Origin of the sequence: Mycobacterium sp. MFM001 (genome assembly GCF_003402475.1) — a bacterium.
GTDB lineage: Bacteria > Actinomycetota > Actinomycetes > Mycobacteriales > Mycobacteriaceae > Mycobacterium.
On the sequence record NZ_BFAB01000008.1, the window covers coordinates 110112 to 136264 of the forward strand.

12 protein-coding genes are annotated in these 26153 nt (G+C 69.7%); 9 read left to right on the forward strand and 3 right to left on the reverse strand.

Annotated elements, in window-relative coordinates:
• Positions 1 to 36 precede the first annotated feature (36 nt).
• Positions 37 to 3612 (forward strand): cobaltochelatase subunit CobN, encoded by a 3576-nt coding sequence (gene cobN, locus MFM001_RS15740; protein WP_116376214.1) that lies wholly within the window; start codon positions 37 to 39, stop codon positions 3610 to 3612.
• Positions 3613 to 3628: 16 nt separating this feature from the next.
• Entirely contained in the window at positions 3629 to 4012 is a 384-nt protein-coding gene (locus MFM001_RS15745; RefSeq protein ID WP_116376215.1) for a PPOX class F420-dependent oxidoreductase, read from the forward strand.
• Positions 4013 to 4015: 3 nt separating this feature from the next.
• Here the strand turns inward: MFM001_RS15745 and MFM001_RS15750 are convergent, their stop codons facing one another.
• Positions 4016 to 4717: a dienelactone hydrolase family protein gene (locus MFM001_RS15750; RefSeq protein WP_116376216.1), complete on the reverse strand. Its 702-nt coding sequence runs from the start codon at positions 4715 to 4717 to the stop codon at positions 4016 to 4018.
• A 68-nt stretch (positions 4718 to 4785) separates the two neighbouring features.
• Here MFM001_RS15750 and MFM001_RS15755 point away from each other — a divergent pair, with 68 nt between their 5' ends.
• Genes MFM001_RS15755 through MFM001_RS25220 form a run of 4 tightly spaced genes read left to right on the forward strand, consistent with a single transcriptional unit; the run spans position 4786 to position 9509 of the window.
• A complete protein-coding gene (locus MFM001_RS15755) occupies positions 4786 to 5229 on the forward strand; it encodes an FxsA family protein (protein ID WP_116376217.1) in 444 nt (147 codons plus the stop codon).
• Positions 5230 to 5285: 56 nt separating this feature from the next.
• Complete coding sequence (locus MFM001_RS15760) at positions 5286 to 6818, forward strand: amidohydrolase (protein ID WP_116376297.1); 1533 nt, start codon at positions 5286 to 5288, stop codon at positions 6816 to 6818.
• Positions 6811 to 8721, forward strand: coding sequence for an apolipoprotein N-acyltransferase (gene lnt / locus MFM001_RS15765; protein WP_116376218.1), 1911 nt, complete (start codon positions 6811 to 6813; stop codon positions 8719 to 8721). The genes MFM001_RS15760 and lnt overlap by 8 nt, the downstream gene beginning before the upstream one ends.
• A 20-nt stretch (positions 8722 to 8741) precedes the next feature.
• Complete coding sequence (locus MFM001_RS25220) at positions 8742 to 9509, forward strand: polyprenol monophosphomannose synthase (protein WP_116376219.1); 768 nt, start codon at positions 8742 to 8744, stop codon at positions 9507 to 9509.
• Positions 9510 to 9521: 12 nt separating this feature from the next.
• On the opposite strand, the gene rbpA is transcribed toward MFM001_RS25220, so the two are convergent.
• Positions 9522 to 9860, reverse strand: coding sequence for an RNA polymerase-binding protein RbpA (rbpA, locus tag MFM001_RS15775; RefSeq protein WP_116376220.1), 339 nt, complete (start codon positions 9858 to 9860; stop codon positions 9522 to 9524).
• 127 nt (positions 9861 to 9987) lie between these two features.
• Between rbpA and MFM001_RS15780 the strand changes: the two genes are divergently transcribed.
• The 3 genes from MFM001_RS15780 (at position 9988) to MFM001_RS15790 (ending at position 25452) form a co-directional block, all read left to right on the forward strand.
• On the forward strand, positions 9988 to 10326 hold the full coding sequence (locus tag MFM001_RS15780) for a hypothetical protein (protein ID WP_116376221.1): 339 nt from the start codon (positions 9988 to 9990) through the stop codon (positions 10324 to 10326).
• Between the two features lie 151 nt (positions 10327 to 10477).
• Positions 10478 to 22840 carry a type I polyketide synthase gene (locus MFM001_RS15785; protein WP_116376222.1) on the forward strand — a complete coding sequence of 4121 codons (12363 nt, stop codon included), beginning with the start codon at positions 10478 to 10480 and terminating at the stop codon, positions 22838 to 22840.
• Between the two features lie 14 nt (positions 22841 to 22854).
• Positions 22855 to 25452, forward strand: a complete 2598-nt coding sequence (locus MFM001_RS15790) for an NAD-dependent epimerase/dehydratase family protein (protein WP_116376223.1) — start codon at positions 22855 to 22857, stop codon at positions 25450 to 25452.
• A gap of 9 nt (positions 25453 to 25461) precedes the next feature.
• Here MFM001_RS15790 and MFM001_RS15795 read toward each other — a convergent pair whose 3' ends face one another.
• Positions 25462 to 26127, reverse strand: coding sequence for a hypothetical protein (locus MFM001_RS15795; protein WP_116376224.1), 666 nt, complete (start codon positions 26125 to 26127; stop codon positions 25462 to 25464).
• Positions 26128 to 26153 lie beyond the last annotated feature (26 nt).

Sequence of the window (26153 nt, forward strand, 5' to 3'; positions counted from 1 at the left end):
CATCGCACGCCGGCCGGCCTGCGGTACGAATGACGAGTGCCCGATCCCACCGTGCTGCTGCTGTCGACGTCCGACACCGACCTGATCACGGCCCGCGCCAGCGGCGTCAACTACCGGTGGGCCAACCCGTCGCGACTGCTGCCCGACGAGCTGCCGACGCTGCTGGACGCCGCAGACATCGTGGTGGTGCGCATCCTCGGCGGTTATCGGAGCTGGCAGGACGGCATCGACACGGTGCTGGGCAGCGGCGTGCCGGCCGTCGTCGTCAGCGGCGAGCAGTCGCCGGACGCCGATTTGATGGAGCGCTCCACGACGCCGGCTGGAATCGCGCTGCAGACCCACATCTACCTGGCCCACGGCGGTGTGCCGAACCTGCGTCAGCTGCACGCCTTCCTGTCCGACACGCTACTGATGACCGGCTTCGGGTTCACGCCGCCAGAGAGCACGCCGACGTGGGGGGTGCTGGACCGCGCCGCCGCCGCGCTTGCGGTCGGCCCGACGGTCGCGGTGCTGTACTACCGGGCCCAGCAGCTGGCCGGCAACACCGGCTACGTCGAAGCGCTGTGTCGGGCGATCGAAGCCGCCGGCGGCAGGCCGCTGCCGCTGTACTGCGCGTCCCTGCGCACCGCCGAACCCGACATGCTGGCGACGCTGTCGCAGGCCGACGCGATGGTGGTCACCGTGCTAGCCGCCGGGGGAGTCAAGCCTGCAACGGCCACGGCAGGCGGTGATGACGACAGCTGGAACGTCGAACACCTGGCGGCCCTGGACATCCCGATCCTGCAGGGGCTCTGCCTGACCAGTTCCCGCCAGCAGTGGCAGGACAACGACGACGGGCTCAGCCCGCTCGACGTTGCCAGCCAGGTGGCGGTACCCGAGTTCGACGGGCGCATCATCACAGTCCCGTTCTCGTTCAAGGAGATTGACGACGAGGGACTGATCTCTTATGTCGCCGACCCGGAGCGGTGCGCGCGCGTCGCGGGCCTGGCCGTGCGGCATGCCCGGCTTCGGCGGATTCCCAACGCCGACAAGCGAATAGCGGTGGTGTTCTCGGCCTATCCGACGAAGCACGCCCGGATCGGCAACGCGGTCGGACTGGACACCCCGGCCAGCGCCGTCGCGCTGCTCAGAGCAATGCGCGAGCACGGCTATCACATCGGCGAGCTGCCCGGCGTCGACGCGCAAGACGGTGACGCGCTGGTGCATGCACTGATCGAACGCGGCGGCCAGGATCCTGACTGGCTCACCGACGGCCAGCTGGAAGGCAACCCGATCCGGGTGTCGGCAGGTGACTATCGCGCCTGGTTCGCCACGCTGCCCGCCGAGTTCACCGACGCGGTGCAACAGCACTGGGGGCCGCCGCCCGGCGAGTTGTTCGTCGACCGCGGCAACGACCCCGACGGCGAAATCGTCATCGCCGCACTGCAAGCCGGCAACGTCGTGCTGATGGTGCAGCCGCCACGCGGCTTCGGGGAGAACCCGGTGGCGATCTACCACGACCCCGACCTGCCGCCCAGCCACCACTATCTGGCCGCCTACCACTGGCTGGACGCCGGGTTCAAAGCCGACGCCGTGCTGCATCTGGGCAAGCACGGCAACCTGGAGTGGCTGCCCGGCAAGACGCTGGGCATGTCGGCGGCGTGCGGATCCGACGCGGCGCTGGGCGATCTGCCGCTGGTCTACCCGTTCCTGGTCAACGACCCGGGCGAGGGCACGCAGGCCAAACGGCGCGCGCACGCCGTGCTGGTCGACCACCTCATCCCGCCGATGGCCCGCGCCGAAACCTACGGCGACATCGCCCGGTTGGAGCAACTGCTCGACGAGCACGCCAACATCGCCGCGCTGGACCCGGGCAAGCTGCCCGCCGTCCGCCAACAGATCTGGACGCTGGTCCGGGCCGCCAAGATGGACCACGACCTGGGGCTGACCGAGCGGCCGGAGGACGACTCGTTCGACGACATGCTGCTGCACGTCGACGGCTGGCTCTGCGAGATCAAGGACGTCCAGATCCGCGACGGCCTGCACATCCTCGGCCAAAAACCCACTGGCGAACAGGAACTGGATCTGGTGCTGGCGATCCTGCGGGCTCGCCAGCTTTTTGGCGGCAAGCACTCGGTGCCCGGGCTGCGCCAAGCGCTGGGCCTGGCCGAGGACGGCACCGACGAGCGGGTGTCGGTCGACGAGGTCGAAGCCGCGGCGCGGCACCTGGTCAAGGCGTTGCAGGACGCCGGCTGGGATTCGGCCGCTGTCGACGGGCTCAGCGACGACCCTGGGGTCGCAGCCGTGCTGCGATTCGCCGCCACCGAGGTGGTGCCGCGGCTGGCCGGTACGGGGGCCGAAATCGACCAGGTGCTGCGGGCTTTGGATGGCCGGTTCATCGCGGCCGGGCCGTCGGGCTCGCCGCTGCGCGGCCTTGTCAACGTGCTACCCACCGGACGCAACTTCTACTCCGTCGATCCCAAGGCGGTCCCGTCGCGGCTGGCGTGGGAAACCGGTGTGGCGATGGCGGATTCGTTGCTGGCCCGCTACCGCGACGACTACGGCGACTGGCCGCGGTCCGTCGGGCTGTCGGTGTGGGGCACGTCCGCGATGCGCACGGCCGGCGACGACATCGCCGAAGTCCTTGCGCTGCTGGGAGTTCGGCCGGTCTGGGACGACGCGTCGCGACGGGTGGTGGGCCTGACGCCGATTCCACTGACCGAGTTGGGCCGGCCTCGCATCGACGTGACAGTGCGGATATCCGGGTTTTTCCGCGACGCCTTCCCGCACGTGGTGACGATGCTCGACGACGCGGTGCGGCTGGTCGCCGACCTCGACGAACCCGACGACGACAACTACGTGCGCGCCCATGCGCAGGCCGACCTGGTACAGCATGGTGACGAAAGACGAGCCACCACAAGGATCTTCGGCTCGAAGCCGGGAACCTATGGTGCAGGGCTGTTGCAGCTGATCGACAGCCGCAACTGGCGCGACGACGCCGACCTGGCTCAGGTGTACACCGCGTGGGGTGGATTCGCCTACGGCCGAGGCCTGGACGGTCGCGAAGCCACCGACGACATGAACCGTTCCTACCGGCGCATCGCGGTGGCCGCCAAGAACACCGACACCCGCGAGCACGACATCGCCGACTCCGACGACTACTTCCAATACCACGGCGGCATGGTCGCCACCGTGCGCGCACTGACCGGGCAGGCACCCGCCGCCTACATCGGCGACAACACCCGCCCCGACGCCGTCCGCACCCGCACGCTCTCGGAGGAAACCACCCGGGTGTTCCGCGCCCGCGTCGTCAACCCGCGCTGGATGACCGCGATGCGCCGGCACGGCTACAAGGGCGCGTTCGAGATGGCCGCGACGGTCGACTACCTGTTCGGCTACGACGCCACCGCAGGAGTGATGGCCGACTGGATGTACGAGCAACTCACCGAGGCCTACGTGCTCGACGCGGAGAACCGGAAATTCATGGCCGAGTCCAATCCCTGGGCGCTGCACGGGATGGCCGAACGGTTGCTGGAGGCGGTCAGCCGCGGCATGTGGGCCGAACCGCAAGCCGACACCCTGGACGGGCTGCGTCAGGTGCTGCTGGAAACCGAAGGCGACCTCGAAGGCTAGCGCCTACATTAAGGCCATGCCACCCACATTTACCGACCTCGCCAAGTCGCGCTACGTCTTGCTGACCACCTTCACCAAGGACGGACGAGCCAAGCCGACTCCGGTGTGGGCGGCCCCCGACGGAGACCGGTTGCTGGTCATCAGCGAGGAAAAGTCGTGGAAGGTCAAAAGGATCCGCAACACCCCGCGGGTGACGCTGGCGGTCTGCGACCTTCGCGGCCGCCCGAAAAGTGAGCCGATCGAGGCAAGGGCCACGATCCTGGAAAAGACCTACAACGGCTCGGTCTATCAGGCGATCGGCGAGAAGTACGGCATCGTCGGCGCCGTCTTCAACTTCTTCAGCAAAATGCGCGGCGGCATGGAAAAGAACGTCGGAATCGAGTTGAGCGCCGCAAGCTGACGCCTATCCGGTTTGCAGGTGCTCCCTGAAGAACGCGAAGACTCGCGCCCACGCATCCTGGGTGGCGGCCTGGTTGTAGCCGAAACCGGTGATGCGAAGCAGCGGTTGGGCCGGCAGTTTGTTGGCGAAGCTGTGCCCGGCACGCGGATAGACCTTGACGTCGTTCGGAATGGCCTTCTGCTCAAGAACCCGCTGCAGCTTCGCGGGAGCCCCGATACCCAGAGGGTCGCGGCTGCCGAAGCTGGCGACGATCGGGCATGCGCCGTCCAACGTCTCGCTGAGGTGACGCGGCAGTGGGGCGCCGTAGAACGGTGCCGAGGCGCCAAAACCCTTGGGCGACATGACCAAAGCGAACTGGCCGCCCATGCAGAAACCCGCGATGCCGACCTTGCCGGAGCACTGCGGCAACGACAGCACGTGGTCTCGGGCAGCCAGGATGTCGTCCTGCGCGGGGCCGGCGCGCTGGGTCAGCAGCTCGCGCATGACCTTCGGGACGCAGCGTGCCCGGCCGCCGCGCGCGAACAGGTTCGGGGTGATCGCGATGTATCCCGCCGCGGCGATGTGGTCGTTGATCGACTCTTTGTCCGGCCCGTAACCGATGGCGTCGTGAATCACCACCACGCCCGGAAAGGGGCCCTGCCCGTCGGGAACATCGAGCAGAGCGTCGATCGGCCCGGCCGGGGTGTCCATCTGGATTGTCGTCACGAAAAGACATCTAACCGCGCTGCGCGCGGCGACGGAACTCCCGCGGCCGGCGCGAGCGTTGCCATCACATGGTGTCGCGACTGTTTCTCGTTTACGTCCTGGTCGAGCTGGCGGTGGTGGTGGCGCTGGCACACACGATCGGGCTCGGGTGGACCCTGCTGGTGCTGCTGGGCACCGTCGTCGTCGGCACCGCACTGGCCGGTTCGCAGCTCAAGCGTCAACTCGCAGACCTGGTGTCCGGCCGCAGCCCGGTGACCGACGGCGCGCTGACCGCTCTCGGCGCCGCGCTGCTCGTCGTCCCGGGACTGGTCACCAGCGTCGTCGGGCTGCTGCTGCTCCTGCCGCCCACGCGAACGGTCGCCCGCCCGGTGGTAGTCGCGATGGTCGCCCGCCGCCTTGGCCGGCCGCTGGTCATCGTCGACCGGCGCGTCCGACCCGACGTCATCGACGGCGAGGTCATCGACGTCACCGACGTCGAGCCGCCCCCGGCTGCCTTAGTTTTGCGGCTGTGACAACGCTGCTGCTGGGCGGTCGGGTGCACAGCCCGACGCACCCCGACGCGACCGCGATGGCGGTCCGCGACGGCGTGGTCGCCTGGCTCGGCAGCGACGACGTCGGACGCGGCCAGTTTCCCGACGCCGACGTCGTCGACCTCGACGGCGGTTTCGTCGCGCCCGCGTTCGTCGACAGCCACATCCATCTCACCGCCACCGGCCTGACACTCACCGGCCTGGACCTGCGGGCCGCCACCTCGCAGCGGCATTGCCTGCAGCTGATCGCCGATTACGCCGCCGCGCATCCCGACCAGCTGGTGTGGGGCCACGGCTGGGACGAGTCCGCCTGGCCGGAGAACAGCCCGCCGTCGACGGCCGACCTGGATGCCCTGCTCGGCGACCGGCCCGCCTACCTGAGCCGCATCGACGTGCACTCCGCGCTGGCCTCGACCGCGCTGCGACGGCGGGTCCCGGAGTTGGCAGCGGCCCACGGCTTCGCCGACCAGCAGCCGCTGGCCGGCGACGCGCACCACCTGGTCCGGGCCGTGGCTCGCGACCTTTTGAGCAGCGCTCAACTCGCCGAAGCCCGGGCCGCCGCACTGGACGCCGCCGCCGCGGCCGGCATCGTCGCCGTCCACGAGTGCGCCGGTCCCGAAATCGGCGGCCCGGCCGACTGGCGGCAACTGCGTGCCCTCGAGCACGGCGTCGACGTGGTCGGCTACTGGGGCGAAGCGGTGAGCAGCCCGGCGCGCGCCCGCGAACTGATGGCCGAGACCGGCGCGCATGGGCTGGCCGGCGACCTGTTCGTCGACGGCGCGGTGGGGTCGCGCACCGCCTGGCTGCACGAGCCGTACGCCGACGCCCCGGAGTCTGCCGGCAACTGCTACCTCGAACCGGAGGCGATCACCGCCCATCTGCGGGCCTGCACCCAGGCGGGCGTGACGGCCGGATTCCACGTCATCGGCGATGCCGCGGTGTCGGCCGCGGTCGCCGCTTTCCAGCGGGTGGCCGACGAACTCGGGACCGTCGCGGTTGCCCGCTGCGGGCACCGGTTGGAGCATCTGGAAATGGTGACCGCCGAGCAGGCCGCGAAGCTGGGCGCGTGGGGCGTCATCGCCAGCATGCAGCCCAACTTCGACGCGCTGTGGGGCGGCAGCAACGGCATGTACGCCCGCCGTCTGGGTATCGATCGAGGTAGCCGACTGAACCCCTTTGCGCTGTTAGCATCCCAAGGCGTGCCCCTCGCGTTCGGATCCGACGCCCCGGTGACGGGCCTCGATCCCTGGGCGAGTGTGCGGGCCGCAGCTCATCACCACACCCCGGACAGCGCGGTGTCCGTGCGGGCGGCGTTTGCCGCTGCCACCCGCGGAGGCTGGCGCGCCGCCGGGGTTCGCGAAGGGTTGACGGGCACTCTGGCGCCCGGCGCACCCGCGTCCTATGCGGTGTGGGACGTCGGCGAACTCGACGTCGCCGCCCCCGACAACGCCGTCCAGCGCTGGTCGACCGACCCGCGCTCGAGGGTGCCCGCTTTGCCGCGGCTGGGCCCAGGCGAGGCGCTACCGCGCTGCCGGCAAACCGTGCACCGGGGTGCCGTCATCTATGGCTAAAGAAAGGCGGCGCTTCGACGACGCCACCGAGATCCTCCCGCTGGTCAGCGATGACGACACCGGCGAAATCCCCGTGCCGGACGAGGACGACGACGTCGACCTCGAAGACCTCGACGAGGACTTCGATGATCGCGAACCGTCGAACCGCTTCGCCGAGGCGATCCGCGCTCGGCTTGCCGCGCTTGGCCCCGCCGTGCTGGCGCTGCCGCCGAGGATCGGCTACGCGCTCAAGCCGCGACTGCTGCGGCTGGGCGCTACGGTCGTCGCGGCACTGCTGCTCTACGCCAGCTTCCCGTCGACCAACTGGTGGTGGGCCGCCGTCGTCGCGTTCGCGCTGCTGGCCTGGGTGTTGACCCGGCCGGCGACGACGCCGGCCGGCGGACTGGGTTACGGCTTCTTGTTCGGGCTGACGTTCTACCTGCCGCTGCTGCCGTGGATCGGTGCGCTGGTCGGCGCGATGCCCTGGATAGCACTGGCGACGGTGTCTGCGGGGTTCCCCGCCATCTTCGGGCTGTCGGCCGTCGCGGTGCGCCGGTTGCCGGGCTGGCCGGTGTGGTTCGCGCTGGTGTGGGTGGCTCAGGAGTGGCTGAAGTCGACCGGACCGTTCGGTGGATTCCCCTGGGGCGTGGTGGCATTCGGTCAGACCGACGGTCCCTTCCTGCCGCTGGTCCGGCTTGGTGGCCCGCCGCTGCTGTCGCTGGGAATCGTGCTGATCGGTTGCGCCGCGACAGCAGTCGTGGTCGAGATCGCATCCTGGTGGCAAAGCCCGCATCGGGCGGAGCGTGTTCCGGCGGTCATGCTGCCGACCGTCTGCATCTGCGTGGTGTTGTTCGCCACGATCGTCGTTTGGCCGCCGGTCCGGCATTCGGGCACGGGCGCGGGCAACGAGCCCGTCGTCACCGTCGCCGCGGTGCAGGGCAACGTGCCGCGGCTGGGGCTGGACTTCAACTCCCAGCGCCGGGCAGTGCTCGACAACCATGTCCGGGAGACGCGGCGACTGGCCGACGACGTGCATGCCGGCCGCGCCCCGCAACCCCAATTCGTCGTCTGGCCCGAGGACGCGTCGGACATCGATCCGCTGGCCAACCCGGACGCGGGTCAGCTGATCACGGCGGCCGCCGAGGTGATCGGCGCGCCGATCCTCGTCGGAACCGTGCTCGACGTCCCCAACCGGCCGCCGGATCAGCCCGCTTACACGAACACGGTGATCGTCTGGAATCCGGGCAGCGGGCCCGCCGAACGCCACAACAAGCAGATCGTGCAACCGTTCGGCGAGTATCTGCCCTGGCCGTGGCTCTTCAAGCACCTGTCCGGATTCGCCTCCTGGGCCGGGCACATGGTGCCGGGCCAGAGCAGCGGGGTGGTGCATGCCGCCGGCATCCCGGTCGGGGTGGCCACCTGCTGGGAAGTGATCTTCGACCGCGCGCCGCGCGAATCGGTGCGCAACGGAGCCCAGGTGCTGGCCATGCCCAGCAACAACGCCACCTTCGAGCAGACGATGAGCGAGCAGCAGCTGGCCTTCGACAAGGTGCGCGCCGTCGAACACGATCGCTACGTCGTCGTCGCCGGCACGGTCGGCGTCAGCGCGGTGATCGCGCCGGATGGCCGGGAGCTGGCCCGCACCGAGTTCTTCCAGCCCGCGTACCTCGACAGCCAGGTGCGGCTCAAGACGGCGCTGACGCCGGCCACCCGCTGGGGCCCGATCGTGCAGTGGATCCTGGTCCTGGCGGGCGTCGGGGCCATCCTGGCCGGAATACTGCACAATGGATGGTTCCCACGCCCGAATCGTCGCTGGCTTCGGCCTGCGCGACGGGCCGCTGCGTCGGAGGACACCGACGACGAAGACCTGATCGACACCGACGACGAACCGCTCGACGAGGGCGGCCGACATTCCGCCCGGTGAGGGCCCGACAAAGGAGCTATATGACGGGGGACCGTCCCACCCAGCGCACGCTGGTGATCATCCCGACGTACAACGAGCGGGAGAACCTGCCGCTGATTCTGCGTCGCCTGCACGACGCCCGCCCCGACGTGCACGTGCTCGTGGTCGACGACAGCAGCCCCGACGGCACCGGCCAGCTTGCCGACGAGCTGGCCGTCGCCGACCCCGAGCGCATCCACGTGATGCACCGCACGGTCAAAAACGGCCTCGGCGCGGCCTACCTGGAGGGGTTCGCCTGGGGGCTGAGCAGGCAGTACTCGACGCTGGTCGAGATGGACGCCGACGGCAGCCACGCGCCCGAGCAGCTGCACCGCCTGCTGGACGCGGTGGACGGCGGCGCCGACCTGGCGATCGGTTCGCGCTACGTCGATGGCGGGACGGTCCGTAACTGGCCGTGGCGGCGCATCGTGCTCTCCAAGGTCGCCAACACCTATTCGCGGCTGCTGCTGGGAATCGGGGTCCACGACATCACCGCCGGCTACCGGGCCTATCGGCGCGCGGTGCTGGAGAAGATCGACCTGGACGCCGTCGACTCCAAGGGCTACTGCTTCCAGATCGACCTGACCTGGCGCACGGTCAGCAACGGATTCGTCGTCGTCGAAGTCCCGATCACGTTCACCGAGCGAGAACTCGGCGTGTCCAAGATGAGCGGATCCAATATCCGCGAAGCGCTGGTCAAGGTCGCCCAGTGGGGGATCAACGGGCGGTTCAACCGCAACCGGGCCGTGCCCGCCGACGAGCTCAAATAACCCAGGCGTGTGTCAGCTGCCGCGGCGGCGCGACCTGATCAGGTCGAGGCGCTCCTTGAGTAGCTCCTCGAGCTCCTCGACCGAGCGGCGCTCCAGCAGCATGTCCCAGTGGGTGCGCGGCGGCTTGACCTTCTTCGGCTCGGGCAGGTCGCCCTCGATCAGGGTGCCTTCCATCCCGTTGCGGCACAGCCAGGTGCCGGGGATCTCGGCGTCGTCGGCGAACGGAACGTCGAACTCCTCGCCGTTTTCCGTGCGATACCGTGCGATCTGACGCGGCGCCAGATCGTGGTTGCGGTCGGTCTCGTAGCTCACGGCTCCGAGGCGGCTGCCTCTCAGCACACGATCAGCCATCGTCAATACTCCTCTAAGTGCAATTCTCTCCGGGCTGGACAACGCTGTGGCGGTCCGCGCAGTTCCCGTGCGACGCGACCTTCCATGATACCGGGACCGCGGCGCAGAGGGCGTTAAAGTCGGGGCCGTGAGCCGCCGTGCCCGACCGCAGCCATGCCGCTGGTGTGGCCGCGACGTGACCGACACCGGGATGGGCCGCCGCCGGCAGTACTGCCGCCAGTCCTGTCGCCAGCGGGCCTATGAGCAGCGGGCCTCGATGAACGGGGCAGGAGGACCCTCGCTGCCGCCCGACGCCGTCGTGCTCTCCGCCGACGAGGCCGCCGACCTGTCCGACCGGGTCTATCAGGTGCGATGCGCCGCCGAGGACGTCGCCACCGCGCTCGAGGAGGGAGCCGGCGCGCCCGAGCTGCGCGAGCTCTGCGATGCGCTCATGCGGGCGGCCAAGGCGGCCGATGGCTGGCGCTGACCGCGACTGACCGTCTCCAAGCTGTGACCTGTACAGTCGCGCCATGGATCGCTGGGCGAGGCCGGTATTGGCCACGGACCCGGCTCACCGACTTTCGTGACTCGGCCGCATTCCGGGTTCGGCGACCGACGTTAGGCGAGGGGTAACAAATATGGCTGACCAACTCCAGCATGCGACCGAAGCGCTGCGCAAAGCGCTGGTCCAGGTGGAGCGGCTGAAGCGCAAGAACCGCGCACTGCTGGAACGGTCCGGTGAACCGATCGCGATCGTCGGCATGTCCTGCCGGTTCCCCGGCGGGGTCAACGACCCGGACGGCTTGTGGGACATGGTGGACCAGGGCCGCGATGTGATGTCGGAGTTCCCCACCGATCGGGGCTGGGACCTGGCCGGGCTGTTCGATCCCGACCCCGACGCGCCGCACAAGTCTTACGCCCGCCATGGCGGATTCGTCCACGACGTCGCGGGTTTCGACGCGGGCTTCTTCGGGGTGTCGCCGAGCGAGGCGCTGGCCACCGACCCACAGCACCGGATGCTTTTGGAGTTGTCGTGGGAGGCGTTGGAGCGGGCCGGAATTGACCCGACCGGGCTGCGCGGCAGCGCCACCGGCGTGTTCGCCGGGATCATCGTCCAGGGCTACGGCATGCTCGCCGAGGAGATCGAGGGCTACCGGCTGACCGGGATGACCTCCAGCGTCGCCACCGGCCGGGTGGCGTATGTGCTTGGGCTGGAAGGCCCGGCGGTGTCGGTGGACACCGCGTGTTCGTCGTCGTTGGTGGCGCTGCACATGGCGGTCCAGTCGCTGCGCTCGGGCGAGTGCGACCTGGCCCTGGCCGGGGGAGCGACGGTCAACGCGACGCCGACGGTGTTCGTCGAGTTCAGCCGGCATCGCGGACTCGCGCCGGACGGCCGGTGCAAGCCGTACGCGGGCGCGGCCGACGGCGTGGGCTGGTCCGAGGGCGGCGGCATGTTGGTGGTCGAGCGGCTTTCGGATGCCCGGCGATTGGGCCATCCGGTGTTGGCGGTGGTGCGCGGCTCGGCGGTCAACCAAGACGGTGCCTCCAACGGGTTGACCGCACCCAATGGCCCGTCGCAGCAGCGGGTGGTGCGCGCCGCGCTGGCCAACGCCGGACTCACTGCCGCCGAGGTGGACGCGGTGGAGGGCCACGGCACCGGCACCACGCTGGGCGATCCCATTGAGGCCCAAGCGCTTTTGGCAACCTACGGGCAAGACCGGTCCGAGCCGCTGTGGCTGGGGTCGATCAAGTCCAACATGGGTCACACCCAGGCCGCGGCCGGAGTCGCCGGTGTGATCAAGATGGTGCAGGCCATGCGCCACGAGACGCTGCCGGCGACATTGCATGTGGATTCGCCTAGCCCACATGTGGATTGGTCGGCGGGACGGGTGTCGCTGCTGACCGAGCCGCACCCGTGGCCGGCCGACGGCAAAGCGCGCCGCGCCGGGGTGTCGTCGTTCGGGATCAGCGGCACCAACGCCCATGTGATCATCGAATCCGTCCCGTCCGCGGATGCACCAGCCGACGAGGCCGTCAAGCCCGCGGTGCTGCCGTGGGTGGTGTCGGCGAAAAGCACTGCGGCACTGGAGAAACAAGCGGCCCGGCTGTCAGAGTTCGTGGCCGCTCGCCCGGAGCTGGATCCGGTCGACGTGGGCTGGTCGCTGGCGGGCCGGTCGACCTTCGAACACCGCGCGGTGGTCGTCGGTTCCGACCGGGAGCAGTTGCTGACCGGGTTGGGTGAACTGGCCGACGGGCTGCCCGGCGCACGCGTGGTGCACGGCAGCGCCACACCGGCCGGCAAAACCGTGTTCGTCTTTCCCGGCCAGGGTTCGCAATGGCTCGGCATGGGCGTCGAATTGCTCAACACTGCACCGGTTTTCGCCGAGCACATGCAGTCCTGTGCGGATGCCTTCGCGGAATTCGTCGACTGGTCGCTGATCGACGTGCTGCGCGGCGCACCGGGCGCCCCCGGCCTCGACCGGGTCGACGTGGTGCAGCCCGCGCTGTTCGCGGTCATGGTGTCGCTGGCCGAACTGTGGCGATCCGTCGGTGTGCGCCCGGACGCCGTGATCGGGCATTCGCAGGGCGAAATCGCCGCCGCCTACGTCGCGGGCGCATTGTCGTTGCGCGACGCCGCACGCGTCGTCACGTTGCGCAGCAAATTGTTGACGCAGTTGGCCGGCCGCGGCGGCATGGTGTCGCTGGCCTGCGACATCGAACAAGCACGAGAATTGTTGGCGCCCTTCGGTGATCGGATCAGCATCGCCGCGATCAATGGGCGGTCCGCGGTGGTGGTGTCCGGTGAAGTGCCGGCGCTGGAGGAGCTGATCGGGCACTGCGCCGAACGCGAACTGCGCGCGCGCCGCATCGACGTGGACTACGCCTCGCATTCCGTGGACGTCGAGGCGATCCGCGGCCAGCTGGCCGACGCACTCGCCGGCATCGAGCCGCAATCGTCACGCACCGCATTCTTTTCCACGGTCACCGGCAGTCTTTTCGACACCGCCGGACTGGACGCCGACTACTGGTACCGCAACATCCGGCAGACCGTCGAATTCGACCAGGCGGTCCGTAGCGCCTGCGGCCAAGGCTACCGAACGTTCATCGAATCCAGCCCGCACCCGGCGTTGATCGCCGGTATCGAAGACACCGTCACCGACCAGGGCGTGAACCCCATCGTCATTCCCACTCTCGGCCGCGACGAAGGCGGGTTCGACCGGTTCCTTACTTCCGCGGCGCAGGCCTTTGTGTCGGGCGTCGCCGTCGACTGGCGTGCCGTGCTGCCCGGCGGCGAGTTCGTCGAGCTGCCGACGTATGCCTTTGAGCGGCGGCGGTTTTGGCTCTCCGGCGACGGCGCCGCGCTCGATGCGGCCGGGCTGGGTCTGGCGTCCAGTGAACATCCGCTGCTGGGTGCGGTCGTCGAGCGGCCGGACTCCGGCGGCGTGGTGTTGACCGGCCGTCCCTCGCCCTCGTCGCAAGCCTGGCTGAACGACCACGCCGTGTCCGGCATGACGGTGTTTCCGGGCACGGGATTCGTGGAGTTGGCCATCCGCGCCGGCGACGAGGTCGGCTGCTCGGTGGTCGACGAGCTGACGCTGCAGGCGCCCCTGATGCTGCCCGCCTCCGGCTCTGTTGCGCTGCAGGTGGTCGTGGGGGCGGCCGACGAGACGGGTAAGCGCAGCGTGTCCGTGTTCTCCAGGGAGAACGCGGAGTCCGCGTGGACCTGCCACGCCGAGGGTGTGTTGAGCTCGGAATCGGTTGAGGCGGCAGCGGATTTGTCGGTGTGGCCGCCGGCCGGGGCCACGCCCGTCGACGTGACCGACGGCTATGAGCGGTTGGCCGCCGACGGCTACGGGTACGGCCCGGCGTTCCGCGGGCTGACGGCGATGTGGCGTCGCGGTGACGAGGTGTTCGCCGAAGTGACGCTGCCGGAGGCCGCCGGGGGAGTCAGCGGGTTCGGCGTGCACCCGGCGCTGCTGGATGCGGCGCTGCACGCGTTGGTCGTCGGTCACGACACGGCTGAACTGGCATTGCCGTTCTCCTGGCAGGGCGTGACGCTGCATGCGGCGGGCGCGTCGGCGGTGCGGGCGCGAATCACGCCGGCCGGCCCCTCGGCGGTGTCGGTCGAGCTGGCCGACGGGCTGGGCCTGCCGGTGTTGTCGGTGTCGGCGATGGTGGCCCGCCCGGTGTCGCAGCAGCAGTTGATGGCAGCGGTTTCCGGTTCGGCTGCCGATCGGCTGTTCGAGCTGGCGTGGTCGCCGGCTTCCGCCGGTACCGGTGCTACGCCGTCGTACGAGATCTTCGAATCGCTACCGGCAGCAGAGGATCCCGTCGTCGCCGCTTACGAGCGCACGCACGCCGCGTTGACCGCGGTACAGACCTGGCTGACCGAACGCGACTCGGGCGTGCTCGTCGTCGTCACCCGCGGCGCCATGGCGCTGCCCGGAGAAGACGTGACCGATCTGGCCGGAGCCGCGGTGTGGGGGCTGGTGCGCTCGGCGCAGACCGAGAATCCTGGCCGGCTGGTGCTCGCGGATGTCGACGGCCCCGTCGATGCCGCAACGATTTTGGCGATCGGTGAGCCGCAGGTGCTAGTGCGCGACGGAGTGGCATACACCCCGCGGGTGCGGGGCAGCCGCGCCGTCGACGGTCTGCTGGTGCCGCCGGACGGCGAGAAGCCCTGGCGGTTGGGCCTTTCGGCCGCAGGAACATTCGAAAACCTGCAACTCGAACCGGTGCCCAACGCCGACGCGCCGCTGGGGCCGGGCCAGGTCCGCGTGGCGGTCCGCGCCATCGCCGCCAACTTCCGCGATGTCATGATCACCCTCGGCATGTTCACCCACGACGCACTGCTGGGCGGCGAGGCCGCCGGCGTGGTGGTCGAAGTCGGGCCCGGAGTCACCGAATTCGCGGTCGGGGACGCGGTGATGGGATTCTTCCCCGACACCAGCGGCACGCTGGTCGCCGGTGACACCCGGCTGTTGCTTCCGATGCCGGCGGACTGGTCGTTCGCCGAAGCGGCCGGCGTCTCGGCCGTCTTCACCACCGCCTACTACGCGTTCCTGCACCTGGCCGACGTTCAGCCGGGGCAACGGGTGCTGATTCACGCCGCCACGGGTGGCGTGGGCATGGCGGCCGTGCAGCTGGCCCGCCATCTGGGGCTGGAGATATACGCCACCGCCAGCCGCGGCAAGTGGGACACCTTGCGGGCCATGGGCTTTGACGACGACCACATCGCCGACTCGCGCACGCTGGACTTCGAGGAGAAGTTCCGCACGGCCACCGGCGGTCGCGGGTTCGACGTGGTGCTCGACTCGCTGGCCGGGGATTTCGTCGACGCGTCGCTGCGACTGGTTGCCCCCGGCGGCGTCTTCCTGGAGATGGGCAAGACCGACATCCGCGATCCCGGCGTGGTCGCCGAAAACTACCCGGGCGTGCGCTACCGCGCCTTCGACCTCTTCGAACCCGGTCGGCCGCGCATGCACCAGTACCTGCTCGAGCTGGCACAGCTGTTCGACGACGGCGTATTACGGCCATTGCCGGTGACCACGTTCGACATCCGGCGCGCCCCGGCGGCGTTGCGGTATCTGAGCCAGGCCCGCCATACCGGCAAGGTCGTAATGACGATGCCGGACGCGTGGGCTGCGGGCACGGTGCTGATCACCGGTGGTACCGGGATGGCCGGTTCGGCACTGGCCCGGCACGTCGTCGCCGAACACGGGGTACGCCACCTGCTGCTGTTGAGCCGCCGCGGCGCCGACGCCCCCGGCGCGGCGGAGTTGGCCGCGGAGCTTCGCCAAGCCGGCGCGCAGGTGCAGGTGGTGGCCTGCGATGCGGCCGACCGCGAAGCCCTGGCCAAGGTGATCTCCGACATTCCGGTGCAGCATCCGCTGTCGGCGGTGATCCACGCCGCCGGGGTGCTTGACGACGCGGTCGTCACGTCGCTAACCCCCGACCGGGTGGACGCGGTGCTGCGCGCGAAGATCGACGCGGCGTGGAATCTGCATGAGCTGACCCGTGATCTGCACGTGTCGGCGTTCGTGATGTTCTCGTCGATGGCCGGCCTGGTGGGCTCCTCCGGACAGGCCAACTACGCGGCCGCCAACTCGTTCCTCGACGCCCTCGCTGCGCACCGGCGGGCCCACCGGCTGCCGGCGACGTCGCTGGGCTGGGGACTCTGGGAGCAGGCCAGCGAGATGACCGGCGGACTCGACGCCGCCGACCGGGCCCGGCTGAGCCGCAGCGGCGTCAAGGCGCTGTCCTCCGCCGAGGCGCTGCAATTGTTCGACACCGCAATGACTGTCGACGAGCCTTTCCTGGTGCCGGCACACATCGACACCGCCGCGCTGCGCAGCCACGCCGCGGCGGTGCCGCCGATGTTCAGCGAGCTGATCACCGCGCCGGCCCGCCGCCGGGTCGACGAGTCGCTGGCCGCTACCAAGTCGAAATCTGCTCTGGCACAACGGCTCCACGGACTTTCCGACGACGAGCAGCACGCCATGCTGCTGAACTTGGTGCGCTCGCATATCGCCACCGTGCTGGGTAACACCACCCCCGAGGCCGTCGACGCCGACAAGGCGTTCTCAGACCTCGGGTTCGACTCGCTGACCGCGGTCGAAATGCGCAACCGGCTCAAAGCCGCCACCGGACTGGCGCTTTCGCCCACCCTGATCTTCGACTACCCGACACCCAGCAAGCTCGCCGGCTACATGCGCACCGAGCTTGCCGGGGTCCCGCAGGAAATCAAGCAGGTTCCCGCGGTGCGCGCGACGGGCGACGACCCGATCGCCATTGTCGGCATGGCCTGCCGTTACCCGGGCGGGGTCAACTCGCCGGAAGACCTGTGGGACATGGTCGTCCAGGGCCGCGACGTGCTCACCGAGTTCCCGTCCGACCGTGGCTGGGACCTCGCCGGGCTGTTCAACCCCGACCCCGACGTGCCCGGCGCCTGCTACACCCGCACCGGCGGCTTCGTCGACGGCGTCGCCGACTTCGACCCCGGCTTCTTCGGCGTGGCGCCCAGCGAGGCGCTGGCGATGGACCCCCAGCAACGCATGTTCCTCGAACTGTCCTGGGAAGCGTTGGAACGGGCTGGAATTGACCCGACCACTCTTCGGGGCAGCGCCACCGGCGTGTTCGCCGGCGTCATGACGCAGGGCTACGGCATGTTCGCCGCCGAACCCGTCGAAGGCTTCCGGCTCACCGGCCAGCTGTCGAGCGTCGCCTCCGGCCGGGTTGCGTACGTGCTCGGCCTGGAAGGACCCGCGCTGTCGGTGGACACCGCGTGCTCCTCGTCTCTGGTCACGCTGCACATGGCGGTGCAGTCGCTGCGCTCGGGCGAGTGCGACCTGGCGCTGGCGGGCGGTGTCACGATCAACGCCACGCCTGACATCTTCGTGGAATTCAGTCGCTGGCGCGGACTCTCACCGGACGGGCGCTGCAAGGCGTTTGCCGGGGCCGCCGACGGCACCGGTTTCTCCGAAGGCGGCGGAATGCTGGTCGTCGAACGGCTCTCCGACGCACAGCGGCTGGGCCATCGGGTGTTGGCGGTGGTGCGCGGCTCGGCAGTCAATCAGGACGGTGCCTCCAACGGGTTGACCGCGCCGAATGGTCCGTCACAGCAGCGGGTGGTGCGCGCCGCGCTGGCCAACGCCGGACTCAGCCCGGCCGAGGTGGACGCGGTGGAAGGCCACGGCACCGGCACCACGCTGGGCGATCCCATTGAGGCCCAAGCACTTTTGGCAACCTACGGTCAGGACCGCAACGAGCCGTTGTGGCTGGGCTCGATCAAGTCCAACATGGGCCACACGCAGGCCGCCGCGGGCGTCGCGGGCGTGATCAAGATGGTGCAGGCGATGCGCCACCAGATGCTGCCGGCGACATTGCATGTGGACGAACCCAGCCCCCACGTGGATTGGTCTGCGGGACGGATCGCATTGCTCACCGAGCCGCAGCCGTGGCCGGCGGAGGGCAAAGTGCGCCGCGCGGGGGTGTCGTCGTTCGGGATCAGTGGCACCAATGCGCATGTGATCATCGAGGCCGCTCCGACGGTGGATGAGCCGGACGAAGAGCCGCCCACACCGCCGGTGCTGCCGTGGGTGGTGTCGGCGAAAACCGCTACGGCACTGGGCAAGCAGGCCGCCCAGTTGGCCGGCTATATCGACGACCACCTCGAGCTGGAGCCGCTCGACGTGGGCTGGTCGCTGGCGGGCCGGTCGGCGTTCGAGCATCGGGCGGTGGTCGTCGGCTCCGACCGGGAGCAGTTGCTGGCCGGGCTGACCGAACTGGCCGACGGCACCCCCGGCGGTGCAGTCATCCAAGGCTGCGCACTACCGGCAGGCAAGACCGTGTTCGTCTTCCCCGGTCAAGGCTCTCAATGGCTCGGCATGGGCATGGGCCTGCACGCCGCATACCCGGTCTTCGCCGAAGCGTTCAACACCGTCGTCGGCGAGCTGGACCGGCATCTGCTGCGGCCGCTGCGCGAAGTGATGTGGGGGCATGACGAAAACGTCCTCAACACAACGGAGTTCGCGCAGCCAGCGCTGTTCGCGGTGGAAGTGGCGCTCTACCGGCTGCTGGAATCTTGGGGCATGCGGCCCGACTACGTGATGGGCCACTCGGTCGGCGAGCTGACCGCCGCGCACGTCGCCGGTGTCCTGTCGCTGGAGAACGCCGCGGTCCTGGTGGCCGCGCGTGGGCGATTCATGCAGGCGCTGCCCGCCGGCGGCGCGATGATGGCGCTGCAGGCCACCGAAGAGGAAGTGCGGCCGCTGCTCGGCGACGACGTCGGCATCGCGGCGATCAACGGGCCGACGTCGGTGGTGGTGTCGGGCGCCCAAGAAGCTGTGGCCGCGGTGGCCGAAAGACTGCGCGCGCAGGGCCGTCGAACCCACCGGCTCGCCGTCTCGCACGCCTTCCATTCGCCGCTGATGGAACCGATGATCGACGAATTCTCCACGGTCGCAGGCGGACTCGCTCTCAGCCAGCCCAGCATCCCGATCATCTCGAACGTGACGGGGCAGCTGGCGGGCGACGACTTCGGGTCCGCGCAGTACTGGACGACGCACATCCGCCAAGCGGTGCGGTTCGCGGACAGCATCCGCTTCGCGCATACGGCCGGAGCCACCCGCTTCGTCGAGGTGGGTCCCGCCGGCGGGCTGACGGCCTCCATCGACGAATCGCTGCCGGACGCCGACATCGTCTCGGTGCCGATGCTGCGCAAGGACCGCCCCGAGCCCACCAGCCTTACCACCGCCGCCGCACAGGCATTCGTGTCCGGCGCCGCAGTCGACTGGCGGAAGATGCTGGGCGGCGGCCGGTTTGTCGAATTGCCGACGTATGCCTTTGAGCGACGGCGATTCTGGCTTTCCGGCGACGGCGCCACGGTCGACGCCGCCGGGCTGGGATTGGCATCCAGCGAGCATCCGCTGCTCGGCGCCGTGGTCGAACTGCCGACATCAGGGGGAGTGGTGCTCACCGGTCGGCTCGCACCCGCATCACAGCCCTGGTTGAACGATCACGCGATCGGCGGCGTGGTCCTGTTCCCCGGCGCCGGCTTTGTCGAACTGGTGATCCGCGCCGGCGACGAAGTCGGTTGCGGCGTCGTCGAGGAGTTGATGCTGGCGGCGCCGTTGGTGTTGCCGGCCACCGGCTCGGTCGCGGTGCAGGTCGTAGTCGGCGGCGCCGACGAAACCGGTTCCCGTGCCGTGTCGGTGTTTTCTCGCGCCGACGCCGGCTCCGGCTGGGTGTTGCACGCCGAGGGCCAGGTCAGTTCGGGAAGTGTCGAACCAGCCGCGGAGTTGTCGGCGTGGCCGCCGGTGGGCGCTGCACCCGTCGACGTGACAGGGATCTACGAGCACCTGGCCGCCTGCGGGTACGGCTATGGCCCGGCGTTCCAGGGCCTTACCGCGATGTGGCGCCGCGGTGACGAGGTGTTCGCCGAGGTGTCGCTGCCCGCCAACGCGGGCGTGTCACCGGCCGGATTCGGCGTGCACCCGGCGGTCCTGGACGCCGCGCTGCACGCGGTGATCGTGGCCACCAACGGCGCCGACGCGGATGGTGGTGTGCTGGTGCCGTTCTCGTGGCAACGGGTGTGCCTGCATGCCGCCGGGGCGTCCGCGGTGCGGGCCCGTATCGCGCCGACCGGCCCGTCGTCGGTGTCGGTCGAGCTGGCCGACGGGCTGGGGCTGCCGGTGTTGTCGGTGTCGGCGATGGTGGCCCGCCCGGTGACACAGCAGCAGTTGGTGGCGGCGCTGTCGGGCTCGGGCCCGGACCGGTTGTTCGAGGTGATTTGGTCACCCGCACCCGCGGGTACGGACGCCACGCCGTCGCGTGAGGTCTTCGAATCCTCGCCGACTGCAGGCGATCCGCTGACGGCCACCTTCGAGCGCACGCATGAGGCGCTGGCCGCGGTGCAGTCGTGGGTGTCCGAGCATGACTCGGGCGTTCTCGTCGTCGTCACTCGCGGCGCGGTGGCGCTACCGGGCGAGGTCGTCTCCGACCTGGCGGGCGCGGCGGTGTGGGGGCTGGTGCGCTCGGCGCAGACCGAGCATCCCGGTCGGCTGGTGCTCGCCGATGTCGACGGAGACGTCGACGCCGAGGCGATTCTGGCGGTCGGCGAGCCGCAGGTGGTGGTCCGCGGCGGCGTCACGCACATCGCGCGGGTGCACGGTAGTCGCGCGGTGGACGGGTTGCTGGTGCCACCCGGCGACGGAAAACCTTGGCGGTTAGGTCTTTCCAGCAAGGGCACATTCGAGAACCTGCTGATCGAGCCGCTACCCGACGCCGACGCGCCGCTGGCGTCCGGGCACGTCCGGGTCGCGGTGGAGGCAATGGCCGCCAACTTCCGCGACGTCATGATCACGCTGGGGCTCTACCCCGACGAGGACGCCGCGATGGGCGTCGAGGCGTCCGGCGTTGTCGTCGAAATCGGGCCCGGCGTCACCGAATTCGCGGTGGGCGACCGGGTCGCCGGCTTGTTCCCCGAGGGCACCGGCACCATGGCCACCACCGACCAGCGGCTGCTGCTCGGAATCCCCGCCGGCTGGTCGTCCACCGACGCCGCCACCGTGCCGGTCGTGTTTGCGACCGCGTACTACGCGCTCTCGACGCTGGCCGAGGTGCGGCCCGGCCAGCGGGTGCTGATTCACGCCGCCGCCGGCGGTGTCGGCATGGCGGCCGTGCAATTGGCCAGGCATTGGGGGTTGGAGGTGTTCGCCACCGCCAGCCGCGGCAAGTGGGACACCTTGCGCGCCATGGGTTTCGACGACGACCACATCGCCGACTCACGAACCCTGGACTTCGAGGACAAGTTCCGGGCCGTGACCGGCGGCCGCGGGATGGACGTGGTGCTCGACTCGCTGGCCGGGGATTTCGTCGACGCCTCGCTGCGCCTGGTCGCGCCCGGCGGCATCTTCCTGGAGATGGGCAAGACCGACATCCGCGACCCGGGCGTGGTCGCCGACAACCACGCGCAGGTTCGCTACCGCGCCTTCGACCTCTTCGAAGCGGGGGCCGACCACATCCGACGGATCCTGTCCGAGTTGGCCGCGATGTTCGCGAACAAGTCGCTGCGGCCATTGCCCGTCACCAGGTTCGACATTCGCCGCGCCCCGGCGGCGTTGCGGTATCTGAGCCAGGCCCGCCATGTCGGCAAGGTCGTGATGACGATGCCCGACGCGTGGGCCGCGGGCACGGTGTTGATCACCGGCGGTACCGGAATGGCGGGTTCGGCGCTGGCGCGCCATGTGGTGAACGAGCATGGCGTGCGTCACCTGGTGTTGCTGAGCCGCCGCGGCGCCGAGGCGCCGGGTGCGGCGGAGTTGGCCGCGGAGCTTCGCGAAGCCGGCGCGCAGGTGCAGGTGGTCGCGTGCGATGCGGCCGACCGCGACGCGCTGGCCGCAGTGGTCGGCCAACTCCAGCACCCGTTGTCGGCGGTGTTCCATACCGCCGGGGTGCTCGACGACGCGGTAGTCACCTCGCTGACGCCGGAACGGATGGATGCGGTGTTGCGCGCCAAGGTGACTGCGGCGTGGAATCTGCATGAGCTGACCCGGGATCTGCATGTGTCGGCGTTCGTGATGTTCTCGTCGATGGCCGGCCTGGTGGGCTCGTCCGGACAGGCCAACTACGCGGCCGCCAACTCCTTCCTCGACGCGCTGGCCGCGCACCGGCGCGCTCACGGCCTGCCGGGCATCTCGCTGGGTTGGGGACTGTGGGATCAGGCCAGCGGCATGACCGGCGACCTCGGGTCCGTCGACTTCGCCCGGTTTGCCCGCGACGGCATCGTGGCCATGACTGCCGGCGAAGCCCTTTCGCTGCTCGACACCGCGATGGTTGTCGACGAGCCGTTCCTGCTGCCGGCCCGCATCGATTTCACCGCGCTGCGCGCCAAGCACGACTCCGGCACGCTGCCGCCGATGTTCGTCGACCTGATCAACGCTCCGGCGCGCCGACAGGTGGACGACTCGCTGGCCGCCGCGAAATCGAAATCGGCGCTGCTGCAACGGCTGGAAGGACTGGCCGAGGACGAGCAGCACGCCGTGCTGCTGGATCTGGTGCGCTCGCACATCGCCACCGTGCTGGGCAACACCACGCCCGAGGCCATCGATCCCGACAAGGCGTTCCAGGAACTGGGTTTCGACTCGCTGACCGCGGTCGAGATGCGCAACCGGCTCAAAGCCGCTACCGGGTTGGCGCTTTCGCCCACGCTCATCTTCGACTACCCGAACTCTGCGGCGCTGGCCGGATACTTCCGCCAGGAGCTGCTCGGCGCCGACAGTCAGGTGCCGGAAAAGGTCGCACCCGGCGAGGCGGAAATCCAGCGCGTCGTCGCGTCGATCCCGGTCAAGCGCCTCCGCCAGGCCGGGGTGCTGGACCTGCTGCTGAGTTTGGCCAACGAAACCGACGGCACCGCCGCGTCCGAAGTCAGCGAAAAAGACCTCGCGGACATGGATCTCGACGACCTGGTCAACGCGGCGCTGCTCGACGACGACGAGTAGGCCGAGGTCGGTCAGTGAGAATTGCCGTCACCGGTGCCAGCGGCGTCCTCGGTCGCGGCATCGCGGCCCGGCTGCTCACCCTGGGCCACGACGTCGTCGGGCTGTCCAGGAAGCGCCCCGAAAGCTGGCCCAGCACAGCTGAATTCGTGCAAGCCGATATCCGCGATGCGGCCGCGGTGCGGCAAGCGATCTCCGGCGCCGACGTCGTCGCGCACTGCGCCTGGGCAACCAGTGATGAGGTCAACATCGGCGGCACCGCCAATGTCCTCGACGCGATGGCAAAAACCGGCGTCCGGCGCGTCGTATTCGCCTCCTCGGCGCACGTTTACGGTCAGCGCCGCACGCACGCGTCGCCGTCGACCGAGCACGAGGCGCTGGATCCGGCGTCCGCACAAGGCCGCCAGCAGGCGCGCGTCGAGGAGATGCTGGCCAACGGCAACACGGAGTGGGTGGCGATCCGCGCGGCGACCATCCTCGGCCGCAACGTCGACAACTGTGTGCTGCGGCTCTTCGCAGCGGCGCTCCTTCCTGGCGTCCACGCATCCGAGCGCCTGCAGGTGGTGCACGCCGACGACGCCCATCGGCTCTTCGTGCGGGCGATCCTCGACCCCGGAATCGACAGCGGGCCGGTCAACCTCGCCGCGCCGGGGGAGCCGACGTTCGCCGAAATTGCCGCCGCACTGGGCCGTCCGCTCGTGCGGATTCCCTCCGCGCTGCGCCGGTGGGCGGGCGGCTCGTTCGCCGAACTGCTCAGCGCCCCGCCGATGGACACCTCGCTGCTGTGCGACAAATGGGAATTCACCCCGACCTGGACGGCCCGGGAATGCATCGACGACTTCGCGCTGGCTGTGCGCGGTCGGGTGCGCATCGGCCGGGGGGTGGTGGCGCTGCCCTGGCAGCTCACCACTGTGCAGGACATTCCCTCTGTCGACGCACCGGCCGCGGACGGGACCGTGCCCGTGCTGGCCGGCCCCGAGGGCAGCAACGGCGAGTTCGACACACCGATCGACCCGCGGTTCCCGATGTTTCTGGCCACCAACCTGTCCGAGGCGCTGCCGGGGCCGTTCTCGCCGTCGTCGGCCTCGGTGGCGGTGCGCGGCCTGCGGGCGGGCGGTGTGGGCATCGCCGAGCGGCTGCGCCCGGGCGGCCTGGTCCAACACGAAATCGCCACGCGCACAGTCGGAGTGTTCGCCCACCGGCTCTACGGCGCCATCACCACCGCGCACTTCATGGCCGAAACGGTGCCGTTCGTCAAGCCCGAGTCGGTGGTCGCCAACAGCCAGTTCTTCGGTCCCAGCCTGGCCACGTTGCCGATTTTCGGCGAACAGCGGCTGCCGCCCGAGCCCCGTAGTGTGCCAAAACCGTTGCGCACCTTACGTAATCTCGGGATATTCGGCCTCAACCTGGTCGGGCTGAGCGCCGGCACGGCACGCGATACGCGCGACTACATCGCCGACGTCGACCGCCTGGAACATCTGACAGCCGGCGATCTCACCCAACTCGACGAACGCCGGCTGCTGAGCCTGATCCTGCTGGCGCGCGACCTCGTCGTACACGGTTGGGTGCTGGCATCGGGGTCGTTCATGACGTTCGCGGCGTTCAGCGTGCTGCTGCGCGGCCTGGGCGGGCGCAACATCGCGCCGTCGGCCGGGCAGGACCTGGTCAGTGCGCGCCTGTTGGGCGCGCTGCACCGGCTGGTGGCCGTGGCGCGGCGCGACCCGAACGTGGCCCGGATACTCGCCGAACCGGGCAAGCACCTCGATGCGCTGGCCCACAAGGCACCGGAATTCCATGCCGCCGTTCTCGCCGAGCTGGCATTGATCGGGCACCGCGGTCCCGCGGAAGTCGAGATGTTGTCGACCACCTACGCCGACGATCCCGAGCTGCTACTGCGCATGGTGGCGAAATCGCTGAATACGTCCACGATCCCGGAGCCGCGGCACCTGCCGATCCCCGTGCAGGCCCGGCCCGTCGCGGCGCTGGCCGTGCGTCAGCTGCGCGATCGCGAAGCTCGCCGCGACCGAATGGTGCGCGCCATTTGGGTGCTGCGACGACTGCTGCGCGAATACGGCCGCCGCCTGGTCGATTCCGGTGTTCTCGATGCCCCCGACGACGTGTTCTATCTCTTGGTCGACGAACTCGACGCGCTACCCGCCGACGCGGCAGACATCGTGGCGCGACGGCGCGCGGAACGCGCCAAACTGGCCGATATCAGTCCGCCCGCGGTGTTCAGCGGCAGCTGGCAGGCCGGCAGCACACTGGCGACCGTGCTGACCGTGGGTGAGACTCTGCACGGCCTCGGCGTCTGCGGGGGACGGGTGCGCGGGCGGGTCCGGATTGTGCGGCCGGAGACCATCGACGAGCTGGAACCAGGCGAGGTGCTGGTTGCCGAGGTTACCGACGTCGGCTACACCGCGGCGTTCTCTTATGCGGCCGCGGTGGTGACGGAGCTCGGTGGCCCGATGTCGCACGCCGCGGTGGTGGCCCGCGAGTTCGGCTTTCCCTGTGTGGTCGACGTCGCCGGCGCTACCCGGCGTCTGCCGCCCGGCGCGCTCGTCGAGGTCGACGGCGGCACCGGGGAGATCCGGGTACTCGACATCGGCCAGCAGTAGCAACAGGTTTCAGCAGCTGAACTTCTCGCCCACACCATCGGGTGGCGGTGACGACTGCAGGCATCCGAATGGTTGCACTCCGGCGGCGGCCAACCGAACCGCCGAGCGGTGGGCGTAATTCACGCACACCACCGCGTCTTGGTCGGCGCGACAACGATAGTCGCCGAACGACAACGACTTTCCGGCCGGCAGTTCGGGTCCGTCGCCGCGGGAGAACGGCCCGGGATCGGCACGCGCCGATCCGACTTGCAGGCTGGCGCCGTCGAAGTCCACCCATCCGCCCTCCCAGTGGCCGTACGCCGTCGCCGGTCGCGGCGGCGGATTGGTCAGGTCGACGAGGCAGGCCAGCGCGCCGTCGGTGTGCTTGGTGTCGGTCATGCAGGCGACTTTGCCAACGGTGAAAGCGATGTCGTCGCCGAGATCGGTGGTGACGCCGTTACGCGTCGCGCGGTGAAAACCGGCGGGGTCGGCGGGCGAACCGCCGTCGATCCACGCGATCACGTCGCCGATCGGCGCGCCCGCCGACGGGGCAGCCGGCTTGCTGGACGACGGCGGGGTTGCCGACGCGTGCGACGACGCCGGGCCCGGCGTCGACGTCTGTGTCGGGCGGCCGGTGATCTGGTGCGAACATCCGGCGACCAGGAGTGACGCTGCGAGCAGCGCGGCAATTCGCATGTCGTTAGGCTAGCGGGCGGCGTAGT

Bases quoted from the DNA above. Each gene is read 5' to 3' on its own strand.
- MFM001_RS15745 (WP_116376215.1), top strand. From the start codon at position 3,629: ATGCCACCCACATTTACCGACCTCGCCAAGTCGCGCTACGTCTTGCTG.
- MFM001_RS15755 (WP_116376217.1), top strand. From the start codon at position 4,786: ATGGTGTCGCGACTGTTTCTCGTTTACGTCCTGGTCGAGCTGGCGGTG.
- MFM001_RS15760 (WP_116376297.1), top strand. From the start codon at position 5,286: ATGGCGGTCCGCGACGGCGTGGTCGCCTGGCTCGGCAGCGACGACGTC.
- lnt (WP_116376218.1), top strand. From the start codon at position 6,811: ATGGCTAAAGAAAGGCGGCGCTTCGACGACGCCACCGAGATCCTCCCG.
- MFM001_RS25220 (WP_116376219.1), top strand. From the start codon at position 8,742: ATGACGGGGGACCGTCCCACCCAGCGCACGCTGGTGATCATCCCGACG.
- rbpA (WP_116376220.1), bottom strand. From the start codon at position 9,860: ATGGCTGATCGTGTGCTGAGAGGCAGCCGCCTCGGAGCCGTGAGCTAC.
- MFM001_RS15785 (WP_116376222.1), top strand. From the start codon at position 10,478: ATGGCTGACCAACTCCAGCATGCGACCGAAGCGCTGCGCAAAGCGCTG.
- MFM001_RS15795 (WP_116376224.1), bottom strand. From the start codon at position 26,127: ATGCGAATTGCCGCGCTGCTCGCAGCGTCACTCCTGGTCGCCGGATGT.